19 protein-coding genes and 1 pseudogene are annotated in these 19051 nt (G+C 43.8%); 14 read left to right on the forward strand and 6 right to left on the reverse strand.

Annotation, left to right across the window (positions count from 1 at the left end; translation table 11 throughout):
- Nucleotides 1-46: 46 nt before the first annotated feature.
- Both BJP37_RS24890 and BJP37_RS43910 read left to right on the forward strand, forming a co-directional pair.
- Entirely contained in the window at nucleotides 47-505 is a 459-nt protein-coding gene (locus BJP37_RS24890) for a DUF29 domain-containing protein (protein WP_075902823.1), read from the forward strand.
- A 294-nt stretch (nucleotides 506-799) separates the two neighbouring features.
- Entirely contained in the window at nucleotides 800-928 is a 129-nt protein-coding gene (locus BJP37_RS43910; RefSeq protein WP_267876387.1) for a hypothetical protein, read from the forward strand.
- A gap of 44 nt (nucleotides 929-972) precedes the next feature.
- Here the strand turns inward: BJP37_RS43910 and carB are convergent, their stop codons facing one another.
- Entirely contained in the window at nucleotides 973-4215 is a 3243-nt protein-coding gene (carB, locus tag BJP37_RS24900) for a carbamoyl-phosphate synthase large subunit (protein ID WP_075902827.1), read from the reverse strand.
- A gap of 361 nt (nucleotides 4216-4576) precedes the next feature.
- On the opposite strand from carB, the gene BJP37_RS24905 reads away from it, so the two are divergent.
- Complete coding sequence (locus tag BJP37_RS24905; protein WP_075902829.1) at nucleotides 4577-5311, forward strand: Uma2 family endonuclease; 735 nt, start codon at nucleotides 4577-4579, stop codon at nucleotides 5309-5311.
- 620 nt (nucleotides 5312-5931) lie between these two features.
- Here BJP37_RS24905 and ispG read toward each other — a convergent pair.
- Together ispG and BJP37_RS24915 are read right to left on the reverse strand one after the other, a co-directional pair.
- Nucleotides 5932-7149: a (E)-4-hydroxy-3-methylbut-2-enyl-diphosphate synthase gene (gene ispG, locus BJP37_RS24910; protein WP_075902831.1), complete on the reverse strand. Its 1218-nt coding sequence runs from the start codon at nucleotides 7147-7149 to the stop codon at nucleotides 5932-5934.
- A 101-nt stretch (nucleotides 7150-7250) separates the two neighbouring features.
- On the reverse strand, nucleotides 7251-7454 hold the full coding sequence (locus BJP37_RS24915) for a hypothetical protein (protein ID WP_075906439.1): 204 nt from the start codon (nucleotides 7452-7454) through the stop codon (nucleotides 7251-7253).
- 759 nt (nucleotides 7455-8213) lie between these two features.
- Between BJP37_RS24915 and BJP37_RS24920 the strand changes: the two genes are divergently transcribed.
- The 4 genes from BJP37_RS24920 (at nucleotide 8214) to BJP37_RS24930 (ending at nucleotide 9402) form a co-directional block, all read left to right on the forward strand.
- Entirely contained in the window at nucleotides 8214-8321 is a 108-nt protein-coding gene (locus tag BJP37_RS24920; protein WP_081431319.1) for a pentapeptide repeat-containing protein, read from the forward strand.
- Nucleotides 8308-8436, forward strand: a complete 129-nt coding sequence (locus BJP37_RS24925) for a pentapeptide repeat-containing protein (protein WP_081431320.1) — start codon at nucleotides 8308-8310, stop codon at nucleotides 8434-8436. The genes BJP37_RS24920 and BJP37_RS24925 overlap by 14 nt, the downstream gene beginning before the upstream one ends.
- Before the next feature lie 9 nt (nucleotides 8437-8445).
- Nucleotides 8446-8583, forward strand: a complete 138-nt coding sequence (locus BJP37_RS40015) for a hypothetical protein (protein WP_158069759.1) — start codon at nucleotides 8446-8448, stop codon at nucleotides 8581-8583.
- Between the two features lie 177 nt (nucleotides 8584-8760).
- On the forward strand, nucleotides 8761-9402 hold the full coding sequence (locus BJP37_RS24930) for a DUF6391 domain-containing protein (protein ID WP_075902833.1): 642 nt from the start codon (nucleotides 8761-8763) through the stop codon (nucleotides 9400-9402).
- Between the two features lie 390 nt (nucleotides 9403-9792).
- Here the strand turns inward: BJP37_RS24930 and BJP37_RS24935 are convergent, their stop codons facing one another.
- Entirely contained in the window at nucleotides 9793-10131 is a 339-nt protein-coding gene (locus BJP37_RS24935; protein WP_075902835.1) for an NfeD family protein, read from the reverse strand.
- Between the two features lie 863 nt (nucleotides 10132-10994).
- Between BJP37_RS24935 and BJP37_RS24940 the strand changes: the two genes are divergently transcribed.
- From BJP37_RS24940 to BJP37_RS24970, 7 genes and pseudogenes are all read left to right on the forward strand, one after another.
- A complete protein-coding gene (locus tag BJP37_RS24940; protein ID WP_075902836.1) occupies nucleotides 10995-11954 on the forward strand; it encodes an Npun_F2552 family protein in 960 nt (319 codons plus the stop codon).
- A gap of 636 nt (nucleotides 11955-12590) precedes the next feature.
- The gene (locus tag BJP37_RS40020; protein WP_214607777.1) at nucleotides 12591-12734 is read left to right on the forward strand and encodes a hypothetical protein; all 144 of its coding nucleotides are present in this window, start codon (nucleotides 12591-12593) and stop codon (nucleotides 12732-12734) included.
- Nucleotides 12735-12794: 60 nt separating this feature from the next.
- Complete coding sequence (locus tag BJP37_RS24950) at nucleotides 12795-12989, forward strand: hypothetical protein (protein WP_075902840.1); 195 nt, start codon at nucleotides 12795-12797, stop codon at nucleotides 12987-12989.
- A gap of 115 nt (nucleotides 12990-13104) precedes the next feature.
- Nucleotides 13105-14028, forward strand: a complete 924-nt coding sequence (locus BJP37_RS24955; protein WP_075902842.1) for a Uma2 family endonuclease — start codon at nucleotides 13105-13107, stop codon at nucleotides 14026-14028.
- Nucleotides 14029-14517: 489 nt separating this feature from the next.
- On the forward strand, nucleotides 14518-15723 hold the full coding sequence (locus BJP37_RS24960) for a Coenzyme F420 hydrogenase/dehydrogenase, beta subunit C-terminal domain (protein WP_070394912.1): 1206 nt from the start codon (nucleotides 14518-14520) through the stop codon (nucleotides 15721-15723).
- 275 nt (nucleotides 15724-15998) lie between these two features.
- Nucleotides 15999-16415, forward strand: a pseudogene (locus BJP37_RS24965) (MBOAT family O-acyltransferase); the annotation flags it as partial.
- Between the two features lie 94 nt (nucleotides 16416-16509).
- Nucleotides 16510-16974 (forward strand): hypothetical protein, encoded by a 465-nt coding sequence (locus BJP37_RS24970; protein WP_075902844.1) that lies wholly within the window; start codon nucleotides 16510-16512, stop codon nucleotides 16972-16974.
- A 314-nt stretch (nucleotides 16975-17288) separates the two neighbouring features.
- Here the strand turns inward: BJP37_RS24970 and BJP37_RS24975 are convergent, their stop codons facing one another.
- Together BJP37_RS24975 and BJP37_RS24980 are read right to left on the reverse strand one after the other, a co-directional pair.
- A complete protein-coding gene (locus BJP37_RS24975) occupies nucleotides 17289-17534 on the reverse strand; it encodes a hypothetical protein (RefSeq protein WP_075902846.1) in 246 nt (81 codons plus the stop codon).
- Between the two features lie 499 nt (nucleotides 17535-18033).
- Complete coding sequence (locus tag BJP37_RS24980; RefSeq protein WP_075902848.1) at nucleotides 18034-18999, reverse strand: alpha/beta hydrolase family protein; 966 nt, start codon at nucleotides 18997-18999, stop codon at nucleotides 18034-18036.
- Nucleotides 19000-19051 lie beyond the last annotated feature (52 nt).

Genomic DNA, 19051 nt, shown 5'->3' on the forward strand with positions numbered 1-19051 from the left:
AGGTATTTTTGGCAATGTAAAAAACTGTAATAACTTTTTCAAGTTTATGGATAAACCATCCCTATACGAGCAAGACTTTTATGCTTGGACTCAGCAGCAGGCGCAAGCACTGAAGCACAAGCAATTTTCTGAGCTTGATTGGCAGCATCTGGAGGAAGAAATTCAAGCTTTGGGAAGACAGGAATATCGGGAATTAGTAAGTCGCCTTTGCGTTCTGCTTGGTCATCTGCTCAAGTGGCAGTATCAGCCAGAGCATCGTAGCCGCAGTTGGTTTTTGAGTATTAGAGAACAACGTCGGGCAATTAAACGACATTTACGGCAAAACCCGAGCTTAAAGTCTCGCCGGTCGGAAGCAATGATGGATGGCTATGAAGCAGGTATTGATTTGGCTTTGCGGGAAACTAATTTGCCACTACGAACGTTCCCAGAAGCTTGTCTTTATTCCTTTGATGAGGTGATTGAAGATAGTTTTTTGTGTGATACTAGCCAAGATTGGGAAAATTAGTGGGACTTACCCAGTTAAACCAAAAATCAAGGGTTTCAGCTATAGGGAACAGGGAACAGGGAACAGGGAACAGAAGCTTTCAAGGAAACGGTAGAAAATTTTTCGTAGGGTGCGTTAGGGGGGGGTTCTCATTTTCCGCCTCGTAGCCAGGGTTGGCACAGCCCGCCCCGTAACGCACCACGGGGTTAAACAGCAAAAGCGATGCAGCGCGGTCTTGGGGAGGCAGCGCGGTCTTGGGGGTTCCCCCCATGAGCGACTGCCGTGGTTTCCCCCATGAGCGACTGCATCAAGACAATGAGATGCACCCAAGAGGGAACAGGTAACAGAAGGTTTCAAGGGAACGGTATTGGTAAAGATGTAGTCCAAACCCTGGCGGTGCGTTACGGGACGGGCTATCCTAACACTGGCTACCGAGAAAATTAGGGCGAGCCCGTCCCTAACACACCCTACGGCTGTGAGAGCAAAAGCTAATTCGTGATATAGTCCTGTAGAGCTTTTACTCCCAGTGGTTGGGACTGTAGTGAACGAATTGCTGCTGCTGTTGCTTTAGCACTAGCAATTGTAGTCACAATCGGAATTTTATAGCCTAATGCTGTTCGGCGAATTAACCGCCCATCGGCATAGGCATCTTCTCCAGAAGGGGTATTAATAATTAGCTGAATCTTTTGATTCTTAATCCAATCCAAGACATGGGGACGTCCTTCATGGAGTTTTAACACCAACTCCACATCCAGTCCATGCTCTTGCAGCACCTTGCGAGTGCCATCCGTTGCCACTAGCTCGAATCCCAACTCGATTAAGTCTTTCGCCACTGGTACTACATTTTGCTTGTCTCGGTGATTTGTAGAAACGAACACTGTGCCAGACAGGGGTAAACGCTGACCAGCTGCTAATTCTGCTTTGGCAAATGCCTTCCCAAAATCTGTGTCAATCCCCATTACTTCCCCAGTAGAACGCATTTCTGGTCCGAGGAGGGTGTCTGTACCAGGAAATTTCTCAAAGGGCAATACCGCTTCTTTGACTGCAATGTGCTTAGGGCTAGCTTCTTCAGTTAACCCAAGGGATTCCAAGGTTTCACCGGACATAACCCGAGATGCTAACCCCGCCAGGGGTACCCCTGTTGCCTTGGAGACATAGGGAACTGTTCGGGATGCTCTGGGATTGGCTTCGAGTATGTAAACGGTTTCCCCTTGCACCGCAAATTGAATATTCATCAACCCCACCACCTTCAGGGCTTTGGCCAGCTGGTAGGTCCAAGTGCGAATAGTTTCCAAAGCAACGGGTGTTAGAGAGGTGTGGGGTAAAGAACAAGCAGAGTCTCCGGAGTGAATCCCCGCCTGTTCGATGTGTTCCATGATGCCACCAATCACTACCCGACCAGTGTCATCTGCGATCGCATCCACATCTACCTCTACTGCATTCTCCAAAAACTTATCAATCAGAATGGGATGCTCTGGTTCCACCTGCACCGCAAACTTCATGTAGCGTTTCAAATCCTCATCGGAATAGACAATTTCCATAGCCCGTCCCCCCAACACATAAGACGGACGCACCACCACTGGATAACTAATCCGTTTCGCCACTTCTAGTGCTTCCCCATAACTGCGAGCAATTCCATTGGGTGGCTGCTTAATATTTAACTTCCGCAAAATCTTCTCAAACCGCTCCCGATCCTCAGCTACGTCGATGGAGTCGGGAGAAGTTCCCCAAATTTGCGTTACCAGTTGTTGCTTGCCAACCTTTAAGGCTTCTTGCAACGGCACTGCTAACTTAAGCGGTGTCTGTCCCCCAAATTGAACAATAATCCCTTCCGGATTTTCCGCCTCAATAATATTGAGTACATCCTCTTTGGTCAGGGGCTCAAAATATAAGCGATCGCTTGTATCATAATCTGTAGAAACTGTCTCTGGGTTGGAGTTGACCATGATTGTCTCAAACCCCTGCTTACTCAGAGCATAAGATGCATGACAACAGCAATAGTCAAACTCAATCCCTTGACCAATCCGGTTTGGTCCCCCACCTAAAATCATCACCTTCCGCCGATCCGAAGGTATCACTTCCGACTCTTCTTCATAAGTGGAGTAATAATAAGGTGTAAATGCCTCAAACTCTGCTGCACAGGTATCTACTAGCTTATATGCTGGTACTACTCCTAGATGCTTACGGTATTCACGCACCTCATCTTCCGAGGTCTTGGTAGCAAAAGCAATTTGGCGATCGCTAAATCCCTGACGTTTGACTGCCCATAACTGCTCTTTGTTCAAGGTCTGCAATGGGTTACGTTTGAGGAATTTTGACGTTTCCAGCAACTCCGCCAATTTATCCAAAAACCAGGGGTCAATTCCTGTGAGTTCCTGTACTTCTTCTAGGGTCATCCCTAGCATCAAACCATGACCCACCGTGAAGATACGTTCTGGATTCGGGGTTCGTAAACCATAGCGCACTTGTTCGAGAGATGGCAGCTTCTCTTTGCGATCGCATCCCCACCCAAAGCGTCCAGTTTCCAGGGAGCGCAACGCTTTCTGAAACGATTCGAGAAAGGTCCGTCCAATCGCCATCGCTTCTCCCACTGACTTCATCTGAGTAGTCAGGATTGGTTTACTACCGGGAAACTTCTCAAAGGCAAACCGGGGTACCTTAGTTACCACATAGTCAATAGTTGGTTCAAAGGAAGCAGGAGTTTGTTTAGTAATATCGTTGGGAATTTCATCGAGGGTATACCCCACGGCTAATTTAGCCGCAAACTTAGCAATCGGGAACCCTGTTGCTTTCGAGGCTAGGGCAGAACTGCGAGAAACCCGAGGATTCATCTCAATGATAATGACTTGGCCATTGATGGGATTCACAGCAAACTGAATATTTGACCCTCCGGTTTCAACCCCAATCTCCCGAATAATTTTAATCGAGTAATCCCGCAACCGTTGGTATTCCTTATCTGTCAGGGTTTGAGCAGGAGCAACAGTAATCGAGTCCCCAGTATGAATCCCCATCGGGTCAACATTTTCAATGGAACAGATAATCACTACATTATCTGCCAAATCTCGCATCACCTCTAACTCATACTCCTTCCAGCCCAACAAAGACTTTTCCACCAAGATTTGAGACACTGGCGAAGCATCCAAACCCCCCTGAGCCATTGTTTCGTATTCTTCTTTGTTATAGGCAATGCCACCACCACTACCCCCCAGGGTAAAAGCCGGGCGAATAATCAGCGGGTAAGAGCCGATTTCTTGTGCGATCGCTTTAGCCTCCTTGAGATTATTCGCAATGCCCGAAGGACAGACCCCTACCCCAATCCTTTCCATTGCTTCCTTGAACAACTGGCGGTCTTCAGCCTTTTCTATCGCCTCTAGCTTTGCCCCAATTAGCTCCACTCCATGCTTTTCCAAAACCCCATTCTTAGCTAGGTCAACCGCAATATTCAGAGCCGTCTGACCCCCCATGGTTGGCAGTAAAGCACATGGTTGTTCTTTTTCGATCACCTTCTCGACGATTTCTGGAGTTAGGGGCTCGATGTAGGTACGGTCAGCCGTTTCCGGGTCAGTCATGATACTAGCTGGATTAGAGTTTACCAGTACCACTTCATAGCCTTCTTCCCGGAGTGCTTTACAAGCCTGAGTCCCGGAATAGTCAAATTCACAGGCTTGTCCAATCACAATCGGACCAGAACCAAGGAGCAAGATTTTGTGAATATCATCGCGGCGGGGCATAGTGGTTGCTCTGTGGTGACATAAACGTTATTAGATCCTGACTATTATATGCTTGCTTGCCAAATTATTCCCTAGTTATTTATCCAGCTTTTACAAAGCATCTAGCTTTTTATCCAGCTTTTACCCAAGAGCCCTGATTTGTTGACAGTTGACGGTTGACAGTCAACGGTTACGGCGGTTTGCATAACTATCAGGTACACAGGATTGTTTTCCCACTTCCGACTTCCCTGCTCCCTGCTCCCTGCTCCCTGCTCCCTAAAAACCCAGAACGAAAGTACCTAATTGAATTGTAAACCGCTGTAAGTTAACCATTTCTATTAAAGCTGTCAAACTAGAGGTAGCGATTTTGCCTGTGAGTGCTATGACCCTTGCCAAGAATTCAGAAGCCACTGCGGAAGTCAATGTAATGGCTGAGTCAGAAAGTATTATCATTCCACCATGTGATTTATGGAGTGATGAACCACCCTTGGAAAGCGATCGCCATCGAGATCAAATTGAGCTGTTACTCGCTTGCCTGAAGTGGTGGTGGCGAGAACGAAGCGACTTCTATGCTACTGGGAATCTCACTATCTATTTCACTCCTGAGCATATTACCACCAGAGACTTTAGAGGACCCGACTTTTTTGTAGTACTCGGTACGGAAAATCGACCCCGCAAAAGTTGGGTAGTATGGGCAGAACAAGGAAAATATCCCAATGTGATTATTGAACTGCTCTCTAACAGTACAGCTAAAGTTGATAAGGGATTAAAGAAAATCCTCTACCAAGATACTTTCAGGACACCAGAATATTTCTGGTTTCACCCCGATACCCTCGATTTTCAGGGATTTCGCCTGATGGGAGGCCAGTATCAACCCCTCGACCCTAATACTCAGGGGTGGCTGTGGAGTCAGCAGTTGGAATTATTTTTAGGTGTGCATAATTCCCAGCTACGGTTTTTCAGTGGAGATCAGCAATTGGTACCAACACCAGACGAGAGAGCTCAAGCTGCTCAACAACAAGTTCAAGCTGAACGGCAACAAAGAGAACTTGCCGAAAAGCGGGTAGAGGAATTGCTAGCTAGACTCAAAGAGTTAGGTGATGAGTCAGATGCATGATTCTCGCCATTGCTCTAGGGCATCGGTCAAGTAATTGTGACATACTCCTACACTGACTCTGCTCTTACAGAGCCGCTTCGCGAACGAGTGAGCGTGTAGGCTTCTTGCCAACTCCACCCAACGGTTCGGATACTCGGCAAGCTTTATTAACGACACGGTCAGAAGTTACCGCAAGAAGAGTGGAGCCTTTATGGTTAGCAGGCTATGCATAAAAGGGTTAAAACTTTATGATTAAGGCTCCACTATTCTAAGGTTTCGTCTCCGGGATGCCCCTCCGCGCCGGAACAATACAATAAGTTCTATTTTTAAGGAACGTAGGTGCCTGACAAACCAGCATTTTCGGCTTTGTTTATCAGTACGTACATATATTATAGCAATTCCATGCATACCCTGTGCAAAATTCATCCCACACCTAATGCGCAGCATTAGGTGTGGGATGAATTTTGCCGGACAGCTAAAACTACGTAAATCCATGATCAGCTGATCGAGTGATGAGGAGGTTAATTGCTAATTGTCAATTTATAGGACTTGTGGCCATGAGTGTAACAGAAATAAATTGTAAGGGCGCAAGGCTTGCGCCCACAAAGTGATAGTTTTTTATAGTTTTTATTCAAAAATTATTAAGGATCTACCCAGCGACCATCAGCTTTAATTAAATTAATCAATTCCTCTACTCCTTGATCTTCAGGTACCTTTTTAATTTCCTCCTTACCGCGATACAGAGAAATATAGCCTGCTTGCTTACCCACATAACCATAGTCAGCATCAGCCATTTCCCCAGGGCCATTAACAATACACCCCATCACAGCAATATCTAAGCCAGCGAGATGTTTAGTAGCTTCCCGCACCTTATGCAGTACCTCCTCTAAATTAAATAAAGTACGACCACAGGACGGACAAGCCACATACTCCACCATAGTTTTCCGCAATCCCAGAGCTTGCAGAATACTGTAGCCAACAGGAATCTCTTTTTCTGGGGCTTCCGTAAGAGAGACACGAATCGTATCACCAATCCCCTCAGCTAGCAGAGTAGCAATACCAGCCGTAGACTTAATCCGTCCATATTCCCCATCCCCGGCTTCAGTAACACCTAAATGCAACGGGTAATCCATCCCCAACTGATTCATCCGCCTTACCATTAAGCGATAGGCGGCTAGCATCACAGGTACCCGTGAAGCCTTGAGGGAGATCACCAAATTGCGGAAATCTAGGGATTCACAGATACGAATAAATTCCAGAGCAGATTCCACCATCCCTTCTGGGGTATCACCGTAGGTAAACAGCATCCGTTCCGCTAGGGAACCGTGATTGACTCCGATGCGCATAGCTTTACCTTGGTCACGGAGGGAAATGACCAGGGGTTCTAGGGTTTCCCGAATTTTTTCCCCAATTTCCTCAAATTCAGCTTCAGTGTATTCACTGCGATTGGCTTTGGGCTTTTCAAAGACATACAATCCAGGATTAATCCGCACCTTATCCACATGCTTGGCAACTTCCAGAGCAATTTTCATGCCATTGTGATGGACATCAGCTACTAGAGGCACCGCTTGATAGGTCGCTGCTAGTTTCTCCTTGATTTGGGCTAGAGCCTTAGCATGTGCCATACTCGGTACAGTGACACGGACAATCTCGCAACCAATCTCGTGCAAGCGGCGAATAGCAGCAACGGAACCATTGATATCTAAGGTATCTTCATTAATCATCGATTGCACCACCACCGGGTATCCCCCGCCAATAGTGACATTAGCCACTCTGACAGGGCGGGTTTGACGGCGGTGGATAGTAGTATCGAAAGCTGGTAGTGTACTAGCCCTTTGAGGTGTACTTAGAGTTTGCATAACCTGTTAGTTGCTTGGCGTAGCGAAAATAGTAGGTTTTTGTATTTATTCTCTTAGGTTCCCATAGAATCAGGCGCTTTTGGCTTAGGGGTGAGAGTTTCCTACTCAGGAAAGTCGGGAATCACCCATTTAGGGGGTTGAGATAGTTTCTTGAGCCGTGCTTCCTCTGCCAACTCCAACATTTTGTCCAATGAAGTACCGTTAATGAACTGGGATGCCTCAGCAACGTATTGTTGATTGGGGCATTTGTCACCTAAGATACAACCGTTGATGCAGTCTTGGGCACAATTTACATTAACTTCCACAGTACTCTCCTTATGGTTATAGCTAGTAATGACCACCCGGGCAAATTACATTCCTCATTGGCTAAAGTCATTGCTCTCAATTTTACGTTTTTTAGGAGTCGCTTGTTGGTCTCAACTTGCTGTTCAAATTCAAATCTCTATATAATATTAATAAAGGAATTTGTATCTATGGTAGAGAGCATCTCAAATAACAACAATAATCACCCCAATAATACCACCGAACATGAGGATATTAATCATGATGTTTTACTGAATATGAACTACCGAAACTGTAAAGAATTCAGCGTTATAAAGAAGTCATATATCAGATTTTTTTAAAGGGGGTAAAGGTAAATTATCCATAAACCGTTTTGTTGGAATTTAAGCAAATTTTATTTTGTAAAATGACGGCAAACCTAGAGGTAAATAAAGCGTTATTGGAAATTATTTTACACAACGATTATCAAGTCTTTGCCAATACATTTACGGCGGTTTGCATAACTAAGTACCTGGACAAAAATAAACCTCACTTCTTGATGCAATAGCGAGTGGGGGAAACCCCCTGTTCCCTTGCTGCCTCGCTGTATTAACTTATGTAAAGTTGCCAAAAGCCCCTCTGCTCCCAGCTCCCAGCTCCGAACGCGCCCCGCGTGGCCCACGGCCTCAGTCCCTGCTCCCTATTTCAACAGTTAATTTTACTTTTGTCCGACTACTTACCAACCTAAGCGGTGCTGATTTACGTCGTACTAATTTACAGCAAGCAATCTCAGCAATGCCAGTTTGAACGAGAGTAATCTGCTTCATGCTGACTTACAAAATGCTGATTTGAGCGATGCTAATCTCAGTGGTGCTAGTCTGCAAAATGCCAAACTAAGTGAGGAAGACTAACCTTAGCTATGCTCAATTAAGTCATGCTCAGTTGAGTTATGGAGACCTCAGTGGTAGTGAACTCAGTTATGCTCAACTGCGTCACGTCGATCTGACTAATGCTGACTTGAGTTAGACAAATTTGATGGGTACTAACCTATTTGATAGCAATCTTCATAAAGTCAATGTCCAAGGTGCTCAATTTTGGGACAATACGGTTTTGCCCGATAAAATTCAACCTGAGCTAGAACAGCGAGGAGCTATATTTATTGTTAATGGTTAATTGTTAATTTTTAATGGTTAATTTACGAACAACTAAGAATGATTAAGTTTTCTAAGCATTCAGCTATCATTATTAAGCAGTCAGCTGAATACTTAGGAATTTTAAGTATTCAATCGGACACAATGCTACAGTGAAAGTGTCTGATATTAATTAACCTGCTTTTGCTTTTTTGCTGCCATGAGTAATTCTGCTTCCGTAAACACCAGTAACTTTTGGGACTTTGATTTTACAGCCCCTCAACCGACACAGGATACGGATTTGCTTAGGCAGCTGAATTTCGTTCCAGGGTTAAAAGACATTCTCATGCTGCGTCAGGTTCATGCTCTAGAACACGCTACTGTCTGGGTTCTAAGTGAACGCTATGGTGCTAGTGGTGCTGGTGCAACCCCAACCACTCCTCCATCAGATAATAATGCTATAGGAGGACTATCAACTGACCAAGGATTTTATCTCTATGGTCACGTAAATTTGGCTGACTTGAGACGAGCAGTACCCACTGCCCTAGAGCGACTGACTCGGGGAGAATGGGATATGGCTATCCACCCCCGGTGCGGCACGAATCTCTCAGTAGCAGTGTTTTTAGGTGCTGGACTAGGGTTGGCTGTTCATCTGTTACTGCCGCGAGGACCGATTGAACAACTGTTGGGTCTTGGCTTTGCAGCGGTGGCTGCTACTCAACTAACACCTGATTTGGGCAACTTAGCACAACGGTACTTAACTACTGCCATTCCTTTTAACCTGGCGATTGTAGACATTAGGGAAACATCTGATATCTGGGGACGTCCAGCCCATTTTGTCCAGATGCGATGGATTGACTAAGCTTGAATTGTTATTTGTCCTTGGTTAGATCAGTGCAAGAGAACCGACCCACTTATACCAATTCTTAAAAGTAGGACTAAGCATGCAGATGGTGAGATGGGGAGATGGGGAGATGGGGAGATGGGGAGATGAGGAGATTTTGATTAATGGTGATTATCCGGAAATAACATAAGATGCAAGCTTTAGATGCAAGCTTGGCCACGAAAAAAAATCCCACATTCAGACGTTATATATCTTACATATAACGTCTGAACTTTGTTTATTTATCCTGGCTACGAGAACATTAACTGTTTCACCGAAAGCGAAGCTTTTCAAGTAGTGCGTAAGCTGACTGCTGATAGCACCTCAAGTAGCGTGCGCGTAGCGCATAAGCTTACGGTTAGTTAAACTCTAGCGCCACAGTTTGGAAAAGACTGAGCTCAGTTTTTGAGTGAATCCCAAGCTCTGGGATTCACTAGCTTCTTCAACCCCCGGTTCATCCTCTGGTGAATTGCCAGTGGAAATATAGCCGGCAGGAACCACCAGCAATGTAATCCCGTGTCGGCCCAGCACAGTCACTTGGTCATCAGGCACAAGGGTAACTTGGGAATCATGATCACATAACCGGGCGGGCCAGTATGTGGCTTTAAATTTGACTCGCCCAGGCTTGGTAGGGGTAATGGTACTTTCTACCTTGCCAAGGCCTGGTTGTGGAAATAGGATGGAATCAGGAGCCTGTACTTTAATCATTTGTGTGTTCACCTCGTTTGACTGATTATGTTATTCTGTTCAGCCTGCTTGGTACAAAACGTTTTAACCAGGGAAAATCTGGCAACGTAGGCTGAATGTGAAATTTTTTTGCCTTAAGTGGCGATTAACCCGTGCCATAGATCGGTTTTCAGTCAAGAGAGCATCGGTATTATCCAGTGTTCTAGGTATTTTTAGCGTCAACAGAGAATTCCGATCTTCCTGAAAATTAGCCTTAAATTCGGCAACGGAAACGTTTATTGGTTACAGATTAGATACACTTCCCAGCATCCAAGGAATGACACAAGGAACCATTCTTCCTCAGGAGAGTAAACACTTCAGGATTAGAGAAGTTAGAGAATTATAAATTTGTTAAAATCCACATCCTTTAAAAGTTTGGTAAGTGCACTACTGTATCCAGGTACTGTCCTTAAAACCCTGGAGTAGGACAAATGCGTTCACTGATACACCCTGAAACGATTGAATAACGCTTTCAACCTAAACATGACCTAGAGTGATTATTTAAGGCTTAACCTAGATACAAGACCGCAGACGCAACTGACAAGCTGTAGATACATTGGAGAATCAGTAGATTTATTATGTATTCTTATTCTACATGTGTAGCGAAGAATCTGCCACCCTAGGGTAAAAGATTTTCATAATACAACAGACAATTGCTACGATAGGCAACTTCCTCCAGGAATAATACCAGATTTTCTTGAAAATTGTCACTTATCTGTTGGAGGCGGGAAACAATCTGAAAAATTTCAAATCTCCAAGTGTACTATAAGTTTACATCTTTGACAGGAAATTGGTATAACAATACACAATTGATCATTTTCCCCTGACATCAAAACTATTAAATTATGCAAACTGTTAGTTTAATTCGTGCTGATTCCTATAATAGACAACTCTTACGAGCTTCCTTGGAAAGGCTGCTAGAACCTTTGGGAGGGATGAGTGCTTTTGTTAAGAAAGGTAATTCGGTTCTGCTGAAACCTAATTTACTTACTGCTGGTCGTCCTGGTAAAGAATGTATCACTCGCCCTGAAATTGTTTACTGCGTGGCTCAACTAGTCAAAGAAGCTGGGGGTAAACCCTTTTTCGGAGATAGCCCAGCCTTTGGGAGTGCTAGGGGTGTGGCTAAGGCGAACGGCTATCTGCCAATGATGGCAGAACTTGATATCCCTATTGTTGAATTCCACGGCAAGGGTTATGAAACTGCTAGCGAAACCTTTAATCATCTGCGTTTGTCTAAAGAGGCCATGAATGCGGATGTGGTGATTAACCTACCGAAGGTAAAATCCCACATGCAGTTGACCCTGACCATGGGGGTTAAAAATTTATTCGGCTGTGTTCCCGGAAAAATGAAAGCCTGGTGGCATATGGAAGCGGGTAAGGATGAGACGCGCTTTGGGGAAATGCTGGTGGAAACAGCACGGGCGATTAATCCGCAGTTGACTATCATTGATGGCATTATTGGTCAGGAAGGGAATGGTCCGATTGGTGGTGAACCGAGACATTTGGGGATCTTGGGAGCATCAGAGGATGTCTTTGCTCTCGACCGATCAATAGTGGAAATTCTCAATGTTGAGCCAGCTCTGGTTCCTACCCTAGCAGCTCAAAAACGGCTAGGGTTGTTGCCAGACTTAGCAGAGATTGACTTTCCTTACCATCGACCTGTAGAAATCCAAGTGAGGGATTGGAAACTACCTGATACTATGACACCGATTGATTTTGGTATGCCTCGAGTAATTAGGTCTACCTTTAAGCATTTATATATTCGGCTTATCAAAGAGCCCATTAATGCTTATGGTAAAAGCTAGACAGTCATAGGTATTTGGTAAAATTTGCTACAACACTATCCTAGATTAACCAAGTAACCTAGAGTTACCCTCCGATTGCTTAACCATCCCGCCCTATTGCTAGCGGCGGTTTTTTATTGATTAGTAATCAGTCATTGGTGAATACCAGAAAACTTGTGACTGGCCACAAAGCACTTATCACCAGCTTAGTAATTACTAATCACTAATTACTAAGCTGGTGATTGGTGAATACCAGAAAACTTGTTACTGACCACAAAGCGCTAATCACTAATCACTAATTACTAAGCTGGTGATTGGTGAATACCAGAAAACTTGTGACTGGCCACAAAGCACTAATCACTAATTACTAATCACTAATTACTAATCACTAAGCTGGTGATTGGTGAATACCAGAAAACTTGTTACTGGCCACAAAGCACTAATCACTAATCACTAATCACTAAGTAGTCATTGGTAAATACCACAACACATAGTCCAACTTTGTATAATTAAGTACTGTCTAGCTGGACTATTGGTCAAGTCCAGCAAACAGTGATAGACTTTCTGCTTACTTATAAGAGACCGAAGGTGGCATTTAAAAAGTCAAACAGCCTGATGCGTCTAGGTTTGAGGAAGTTGCGATTAGCCCGAAGGGCGTTGGCTAGCGAACGCAGCCATGTATACTTTGACCACTCAGCTATCAGCCATCAACAGTTACCCTCGGACGTTATGGCCACTTGGGAAGATCCAGTAGGGGATTTCCGCTTTGGTTACAATAATGACTATCTCTCGTTTATCTAAATTGGTGAGGACTCTGGCTACCTCACCTTTAATTGTGAATACATCAGTACTTTCCCCTGGATGCAAAGTTATCAAAAGGTGTTAGGCAAATATCTGCCTTTTGAGCAGGTATTTGCAGCATTGAAGACAGCAGCAAAGAAGGGGATGAATGCTTTCTCGTTGCCGGATACTGACCCAATCAAAGCTAAACTTCGGCTTCTTTGTAAAGAAGCACTGACTGACCAGGGCATGGGGGTGATTTCTATAGGTATCTAGGAGAGTTTCCGTCCGCCAAAACCAGAGCCTCCAAAATATGATCCCATTTGCTTGGAAGCAGCACCCATTAACATAGAAGTGTCAAAACTTGGTAAACTGAAACCTTTGGACAGCCATGTCAGAGCTTACACTCTCTAAAACTATAGTGTCAATGCCAGTGGCAGCACCACCTACTCAGGCTGAGCTCCCTTGTGATGATGATATACCAATGGAAACCGCACGGCACAAAGCCCAAATGGATCTGCTCATTTATACCCTATCGCCTTGGCTAGATAATAGGTCGGATGGCTATGTCGGTGGTAATATGTTTGTTTACTACAGCGTTGCCCAACTCAAAAATAAGGACTATAAAGGACCAGATTTCTTTGTTGCTCTAGATGTACCCAAGGGAGAGCGTCGAAGCTGGGTGATTTGGGAGGAGGAAAAGGCTCCTGACGTGATTATCGAACTTTTGTCGGCAAGCACTGCTGAGCGTGACAAAAACGAGAAAAAACAGATTTATCAAAATCAGATGCGTGTGCCAGAGTATTTCTGGTTTGATCCGTTTAATCCAGATGATTGGGCTGGATTTCATCTCCAAAATAGAGTTTACCAACCGATAGAACCTAATGAGCAAAACCAACTGGTATCTCAGGCATTAGGTTTGAGCTTGGTGCGTTGGCATGGTGAGTATAACGGCATCGAAGCAACTTGGTTACGCTGGGCAAATTTGGATGGGGAGTTACTGCCCACTTCTGAGGAAAAAGCTGAGCAAGAACAACAAAGAGCCGATCAAGAACAACAAAGAGCCGATCAAGAACAACAAAGAGCTGAACAAGAACGGCAAAGAGCCGATCAAGAACAACAAAGAGCCGATCAAGAACAACAAAAAGCCGAGCAAGAACGACAAAGAGCTGATCAAGAACAACAAAGAGCTGATCAAGCGGAGTCTCAGTTGCAGCAGGTGGCGCAGAACTTGTTAGAGCAAGGGATGACGGTGGAGCAGGTGGCGAATTTAACAGGTCTGTCTGAATCTCAGGTGGCAGAATTTGGTAACTAAAAGGAGGGTTTTTCTGGTTTTCTTTTCCCTTGGTGGGTGGGCGCACGCCCTGCGCCCCTAAGGTGGTACTTTGATTGACCTGAGGGTCCAATTATCTCCTCTTTGTGCGATTGGCCGTAGGCCACGCTACGCGATCGCATGACTTAATTGAGTACAAATGTACCAAATAAGAGAAAATTAAGAGAAAATTAAGAGAAAATCCGATCAGTGTTGGCAATCGAGATATGCGATGCTAAGCATTGAGCCGCGACGGGAACGCATTTACACTCCTGTCTATTGTGTTGGAATCGATAACCAAGATCCAAATTAACGCTGACGGCTGATAGCTGATATCACCTCAAGTAGCGTGCGTGGCACAGGCTTTGGCCTTGGCCTTTGGGCCACGCGGGGCGCGTTTGGCCACGCTGTGCGAACGACGCGCTTGAGGTAGCGCATTAGCTGACGGCTGAATGCTCACCATCGTGAGACAATAGACCATTAGTTAAGCAAATGACTTCAGTGACACCTCAACCTGCCAAACATAAAAAAGCGAGAGCCTTAAAACCAAGTAGCCGACGCCCTGCCAAGGAACTGTGTAGCGAGTGTGGACTTTGTGATACATACTATATCCATTATGTCAAGGAAGCTTGTGCATTCTTAAACCAGCAAATAGCTGACTTGGAAACAAAAGCCCATGGACGTAGCCGCAATCTAGATCATCCAGACGATTGGTACTTTGGTGTTAACCAGAAGATGATCACGGCTAAGAAGATTAACCCCATAGAAGGGGCGCAGTGGACAGGAATTGTCAGTACCATTGCCATGGAAATGCTCAAGCAGGGTAAAGTTGAAGGTGTAGTCTGTGTCCAAAACACTAAAGAAGACCGCTTTCAGCCAATGCCGATCATTGCTCGTACCCCAGAGGAGGTGTTAGCAGCACGGGTGAATAAGCCTACCTTGTCTCCTAACCTCTCTGTGTTAGAGCAAGTGGAACAATCAGGGATGAAGCGATTATTAGTAATTGGTGTTGGCTGCCAAATCCAAGCATTGCGATCAGTGCAAAACGAACTCGGTTTAGAAAAACTCTATGTTTTAGGTACGCCCTGTGTCGATAATGTCAACCGTGAGGGGTTGCAAAAATTTCTAGAAACCACCAGCCGTTCACCAGAAACAGTGGTACATTACGAGTTTATGCAGGATTTCCGGATTCACTTTAAACATGAGGATGGCTCGATTGAGAAAGTACCGTTCTTTGGCTTAAAGACTAATCAACTCAAAGATGTGTTTGCCTCCTCTTGCATGAGTTGTTTTGACTATGTAAACTCCCTAGCGGATTTAGTGGTAGGTTACATGGGAGCTCCCTTTGGTTGGCAGTGGATTCTCGTTCGTAATGACATTGGGCAAGAATTGTTGGATTTGGTGCAAGACCAGTTGGAAACTCAACCAGTCATGTCAAAAGGCGATCGCAAACAGGCAGTGCAACAGAGTATTCCTGCCTATGACAAGGGAGTTACGTTACCGATGTGGGCAGCAAAAATGATGGGAGTGGTGATTGAAAAAATAGGTCCGAAAGGATTGGAGTATGCTCGTTTTTCTATTGACTCCCACTTCACCCGCAACTATTTATATCTAAAGCGCAATCATCCAGAAAAGTTAGAGGCACATGTGCCAGAGTATGCCAAGCGGATTGTAGAACAGTACAAGTTGCCAGACTAAAAACTGAGGGATTGCTCCGGTTCGGTAGAGTAAGCGATCGCGTGCCTTCCAACTCAGCTACGAGAGAAATTCTAGGTAATGGGTAATGGGTAATGGCGATGCTGATCAGCAAGCGATCGCAAAGGCTTGAGCTGAAATAACAACAATAGCAGCACTAACTCAATCCCCAATGATCAATGACCAAGCTGACGGCTAAATGCTTAGGAAAAGTCAGCAATTACTGTTCATTGGACAGGAGATCAGGGAACTGTATAAATGTAGACCTAAAGATTGGTCAGTTTAACCCTGAAGATCTGGCGGTGGGGGTAACTATTTTCTCCATAGGGTTAATCAAAAAAGTCTTGATTGCTGACACAGCTGCTGTTTATGCTACTCCAGTCTTTAATGCTGCTGCTTCAGGAGAATTGCTCACCTTTTATGATGCTTGGAGTGGTGCCTTATTTTACACGTTCCAACTTTACTTCGATTTTTCCGGCTACTCTGAGATGGCTATCGGTGCAGCACGGATGTTTGGTATTAAGCTACCACTGAACTTTAACTCTCCTTACAAAGCAGTAAACATCAGCGACTTTTGGCGTAGGTGGCATATTACCCTTTCTAACTTTCTGCGGGATTATCTCTATATTCCTCTCGGTGGTAATCGTAAAGGCGAATTGAGACGCAATCTCAATTTAATAATTACCATGGTGCTATAGATTTGGCATTAGCTGTAGTCAGATACATAAAGAGACGTCCATAAGTTGTCTTAATGGAGCTACAACTTTTCCACTTGGTATTGATTACATCTTGACTCGTTCTCGTTCCTGGCTCAAACCTGGAGATTTAGTTCTTCTTCCTCTGGAATATGAGCATTATATACATGATGGAAAACCTAGTAATCTCTTTACTGATTATGTGTTGAGTCGGGATCCGGAATATTTACTATCACTGAATTTAATTGATCAAGTTCGTTTTATCAGTGCAATATCCTTGAAGCGTGTGCAACAGGGAATAGTAGCTAAATTTAAAACCCTTCAGTCCAGGAATTCAGCTTATCAGTCTCCAACTATTAATGAGTATGGAGATGAAACAGCTAATCGAAAAGCTGATATGACCCAAAAAGAAATCAAAACTATTGCCAAAATTACTTCAAACAAGAAGATATCTGAATCTATAACTTCAAGTCAGGGAATGAGTAGCATCATCAAATTTATAAATTGGTGCAAAAATCAGAAGATTAAGGTTATAGCAACTTGGCCAAATAGAATCTAATTTGATGTTTATCAAGAACCTAGACAGCAATATTTTTTTCAAAGTATAGAATTTATCAAATTTAGAGGGTTTTTATTCTTGGTAAACCAGAAGATTTTATGTACAGTAAATCTATGTTTTATAATTCGATTTAGCACCTTCATGATTTAGGAAAAAATCAGAGAAATCAAGAGCTTATAAATTTAATAAAACCCTATTTACAATCAAGTGAAACTAAGCGAAAATGCTCCTGTAGTCTAATATCTGTAGAGTTCAGAATTCAGAATTACGAATTGAGCTGGAATATTCCTGAACTCTGAACTCTGAATTCTGAATTAAGACCCCATTAATGAGTCTTTGGAGTCTCTTGGTGATGCCCCTATTTCTTCAGTCAATTGAGAGAGTTTAGTCGTTTCTGATTTAGGAATAATCACCGACTCTATACTCTCCCCCTCATCCAGTCGTTTAGCCACTTCTAGAATTGTATCTGCGATCACTACCGGAATCCTTACTGCTTTCGTTTGACCCAGATTCCACTTCGGCTTGCGACCACTATTTTCTCGATAACCACCACGGGGCATAACTTTACCTCACCTCTGAATCTGAAATAGTACGTTTTCCTTATATTCTACAATCTTCGGTTACTTCAATAGCTAGAGCTTGTAACACTTAACTAGTTAGTGATTTTTAGACAAAACCTGGTAATTGTAATTTTTTTTGCTATTCCGTACTTTTTATGATCAAATAACCCTATAAATTTCAGCCAATGAGGTGTCCTAACTGGAAACTACCAAAATTTATGAAGTCGCTTTAACTGATATCTTGCACCATTTTTAGTAGCCCTAGGCTAGAAAGAAACTTGAGTCCACTTAGGTAGGTGGACTTGGTTTGTCTAGCCAAAGGCTTTCGCCTAAGAGCCGACATTTCAGACTTGACGAATGGTGTATATATCGATTCCCAATAATTAGCCTAAAATAAACTGGATTTGTTAGCTAGATTAAGGGGATATCATAGTCTGTTATTCTTTCCTGTTCTGTAGCTGATATCCCGATCTCCCCATGACCTGATCTGATCACCTGATCACTTTTGTTGCCAGACTTTTAGCCAATTAGTTAGTGCTTGGGGCATTTCTGGATCTAGGGGTCGTTTCATAGCAGTAACAAAATCTTCATCTGGGTCACCTAATCTTCTGAAGCTGTGATCCAATCCAGGAAAAATATGAGTTGTCACATTCCTATTTCCAGCATCGATAAGTGCTTGCTGCATTTCTTGAGCTTCTTCTGGAGGTGTATTGTGATCCAAGGCACCGTGTAAAATTAGTACTGGGCATTTGACCTTGTCCACAAATAAATAGGGAGGATTGTCAAAATGCTCTTGAGCCGCCGGTAGGTAAGAATTAAAAGACCAATCTTCATCTCCGATGCGAAAGAACTCTTCACCCCTTTTTGCGCTAGCAATAATTTCATCAAACTGTTTGTATGTCCAATAAATTAATGGCATGTTTTTCTTGAAATTTTTGATAGTTGTACTATCTAATTTTTCAAAGGCTTCGGCTTGCCATTTGATTATCCCTTCTAGGTTGTTATAAATGCCACCTTGCCAAACAAAAAAATTAATGTCTGGGTCAGACGCTGCTAAAATTAAAGCAATTACAGCCCCTTCACTTTGACCAAGAACTCCGATTCTACTGCTGTCAATCTCAGGAATACTCCGCATCCATTCCAATGCCATCCGAGCATCATCTACCAAGTCAAATAGTCGAGTAGTATTAAAATTTCCTTCGCTTTGACCACATCCTCGCTTATCGTATCTAAATGTGGCTATCCCGATTTCCTCCAGAATTCTAGCTTCATCCCGGAACAGGTTTCGCTCTGGTAATGGTTTAGGAAACCAATCGGTTTTTGAATTATCTATATTTCCTTCTCTTGTCTGAGGAAAAGACCCTCCAATGAATAGGCAAGCGGAGGGCTTTTCCACACCTTCTGGTAGGGTAAGTGTTCCATAAATCTTTGCACCCTTGGATTCAAAGAATTCTTGTCTTTCCATTTTTAAAAAATCCTGATCATTCTAATTATCATTATTGGTAGCAGGAATAAAT

Source organism: Moorena bouillonii PNG (genome assembly GCF_001942495.1).
GTDB classification, from domain to species: domain Bacteria; phylum Cyanobacteriota; class Cyanobacteriia; order Cyanobacteriales; family Coleofasciculaceae; genus Moorena; species Moorena bouillonii.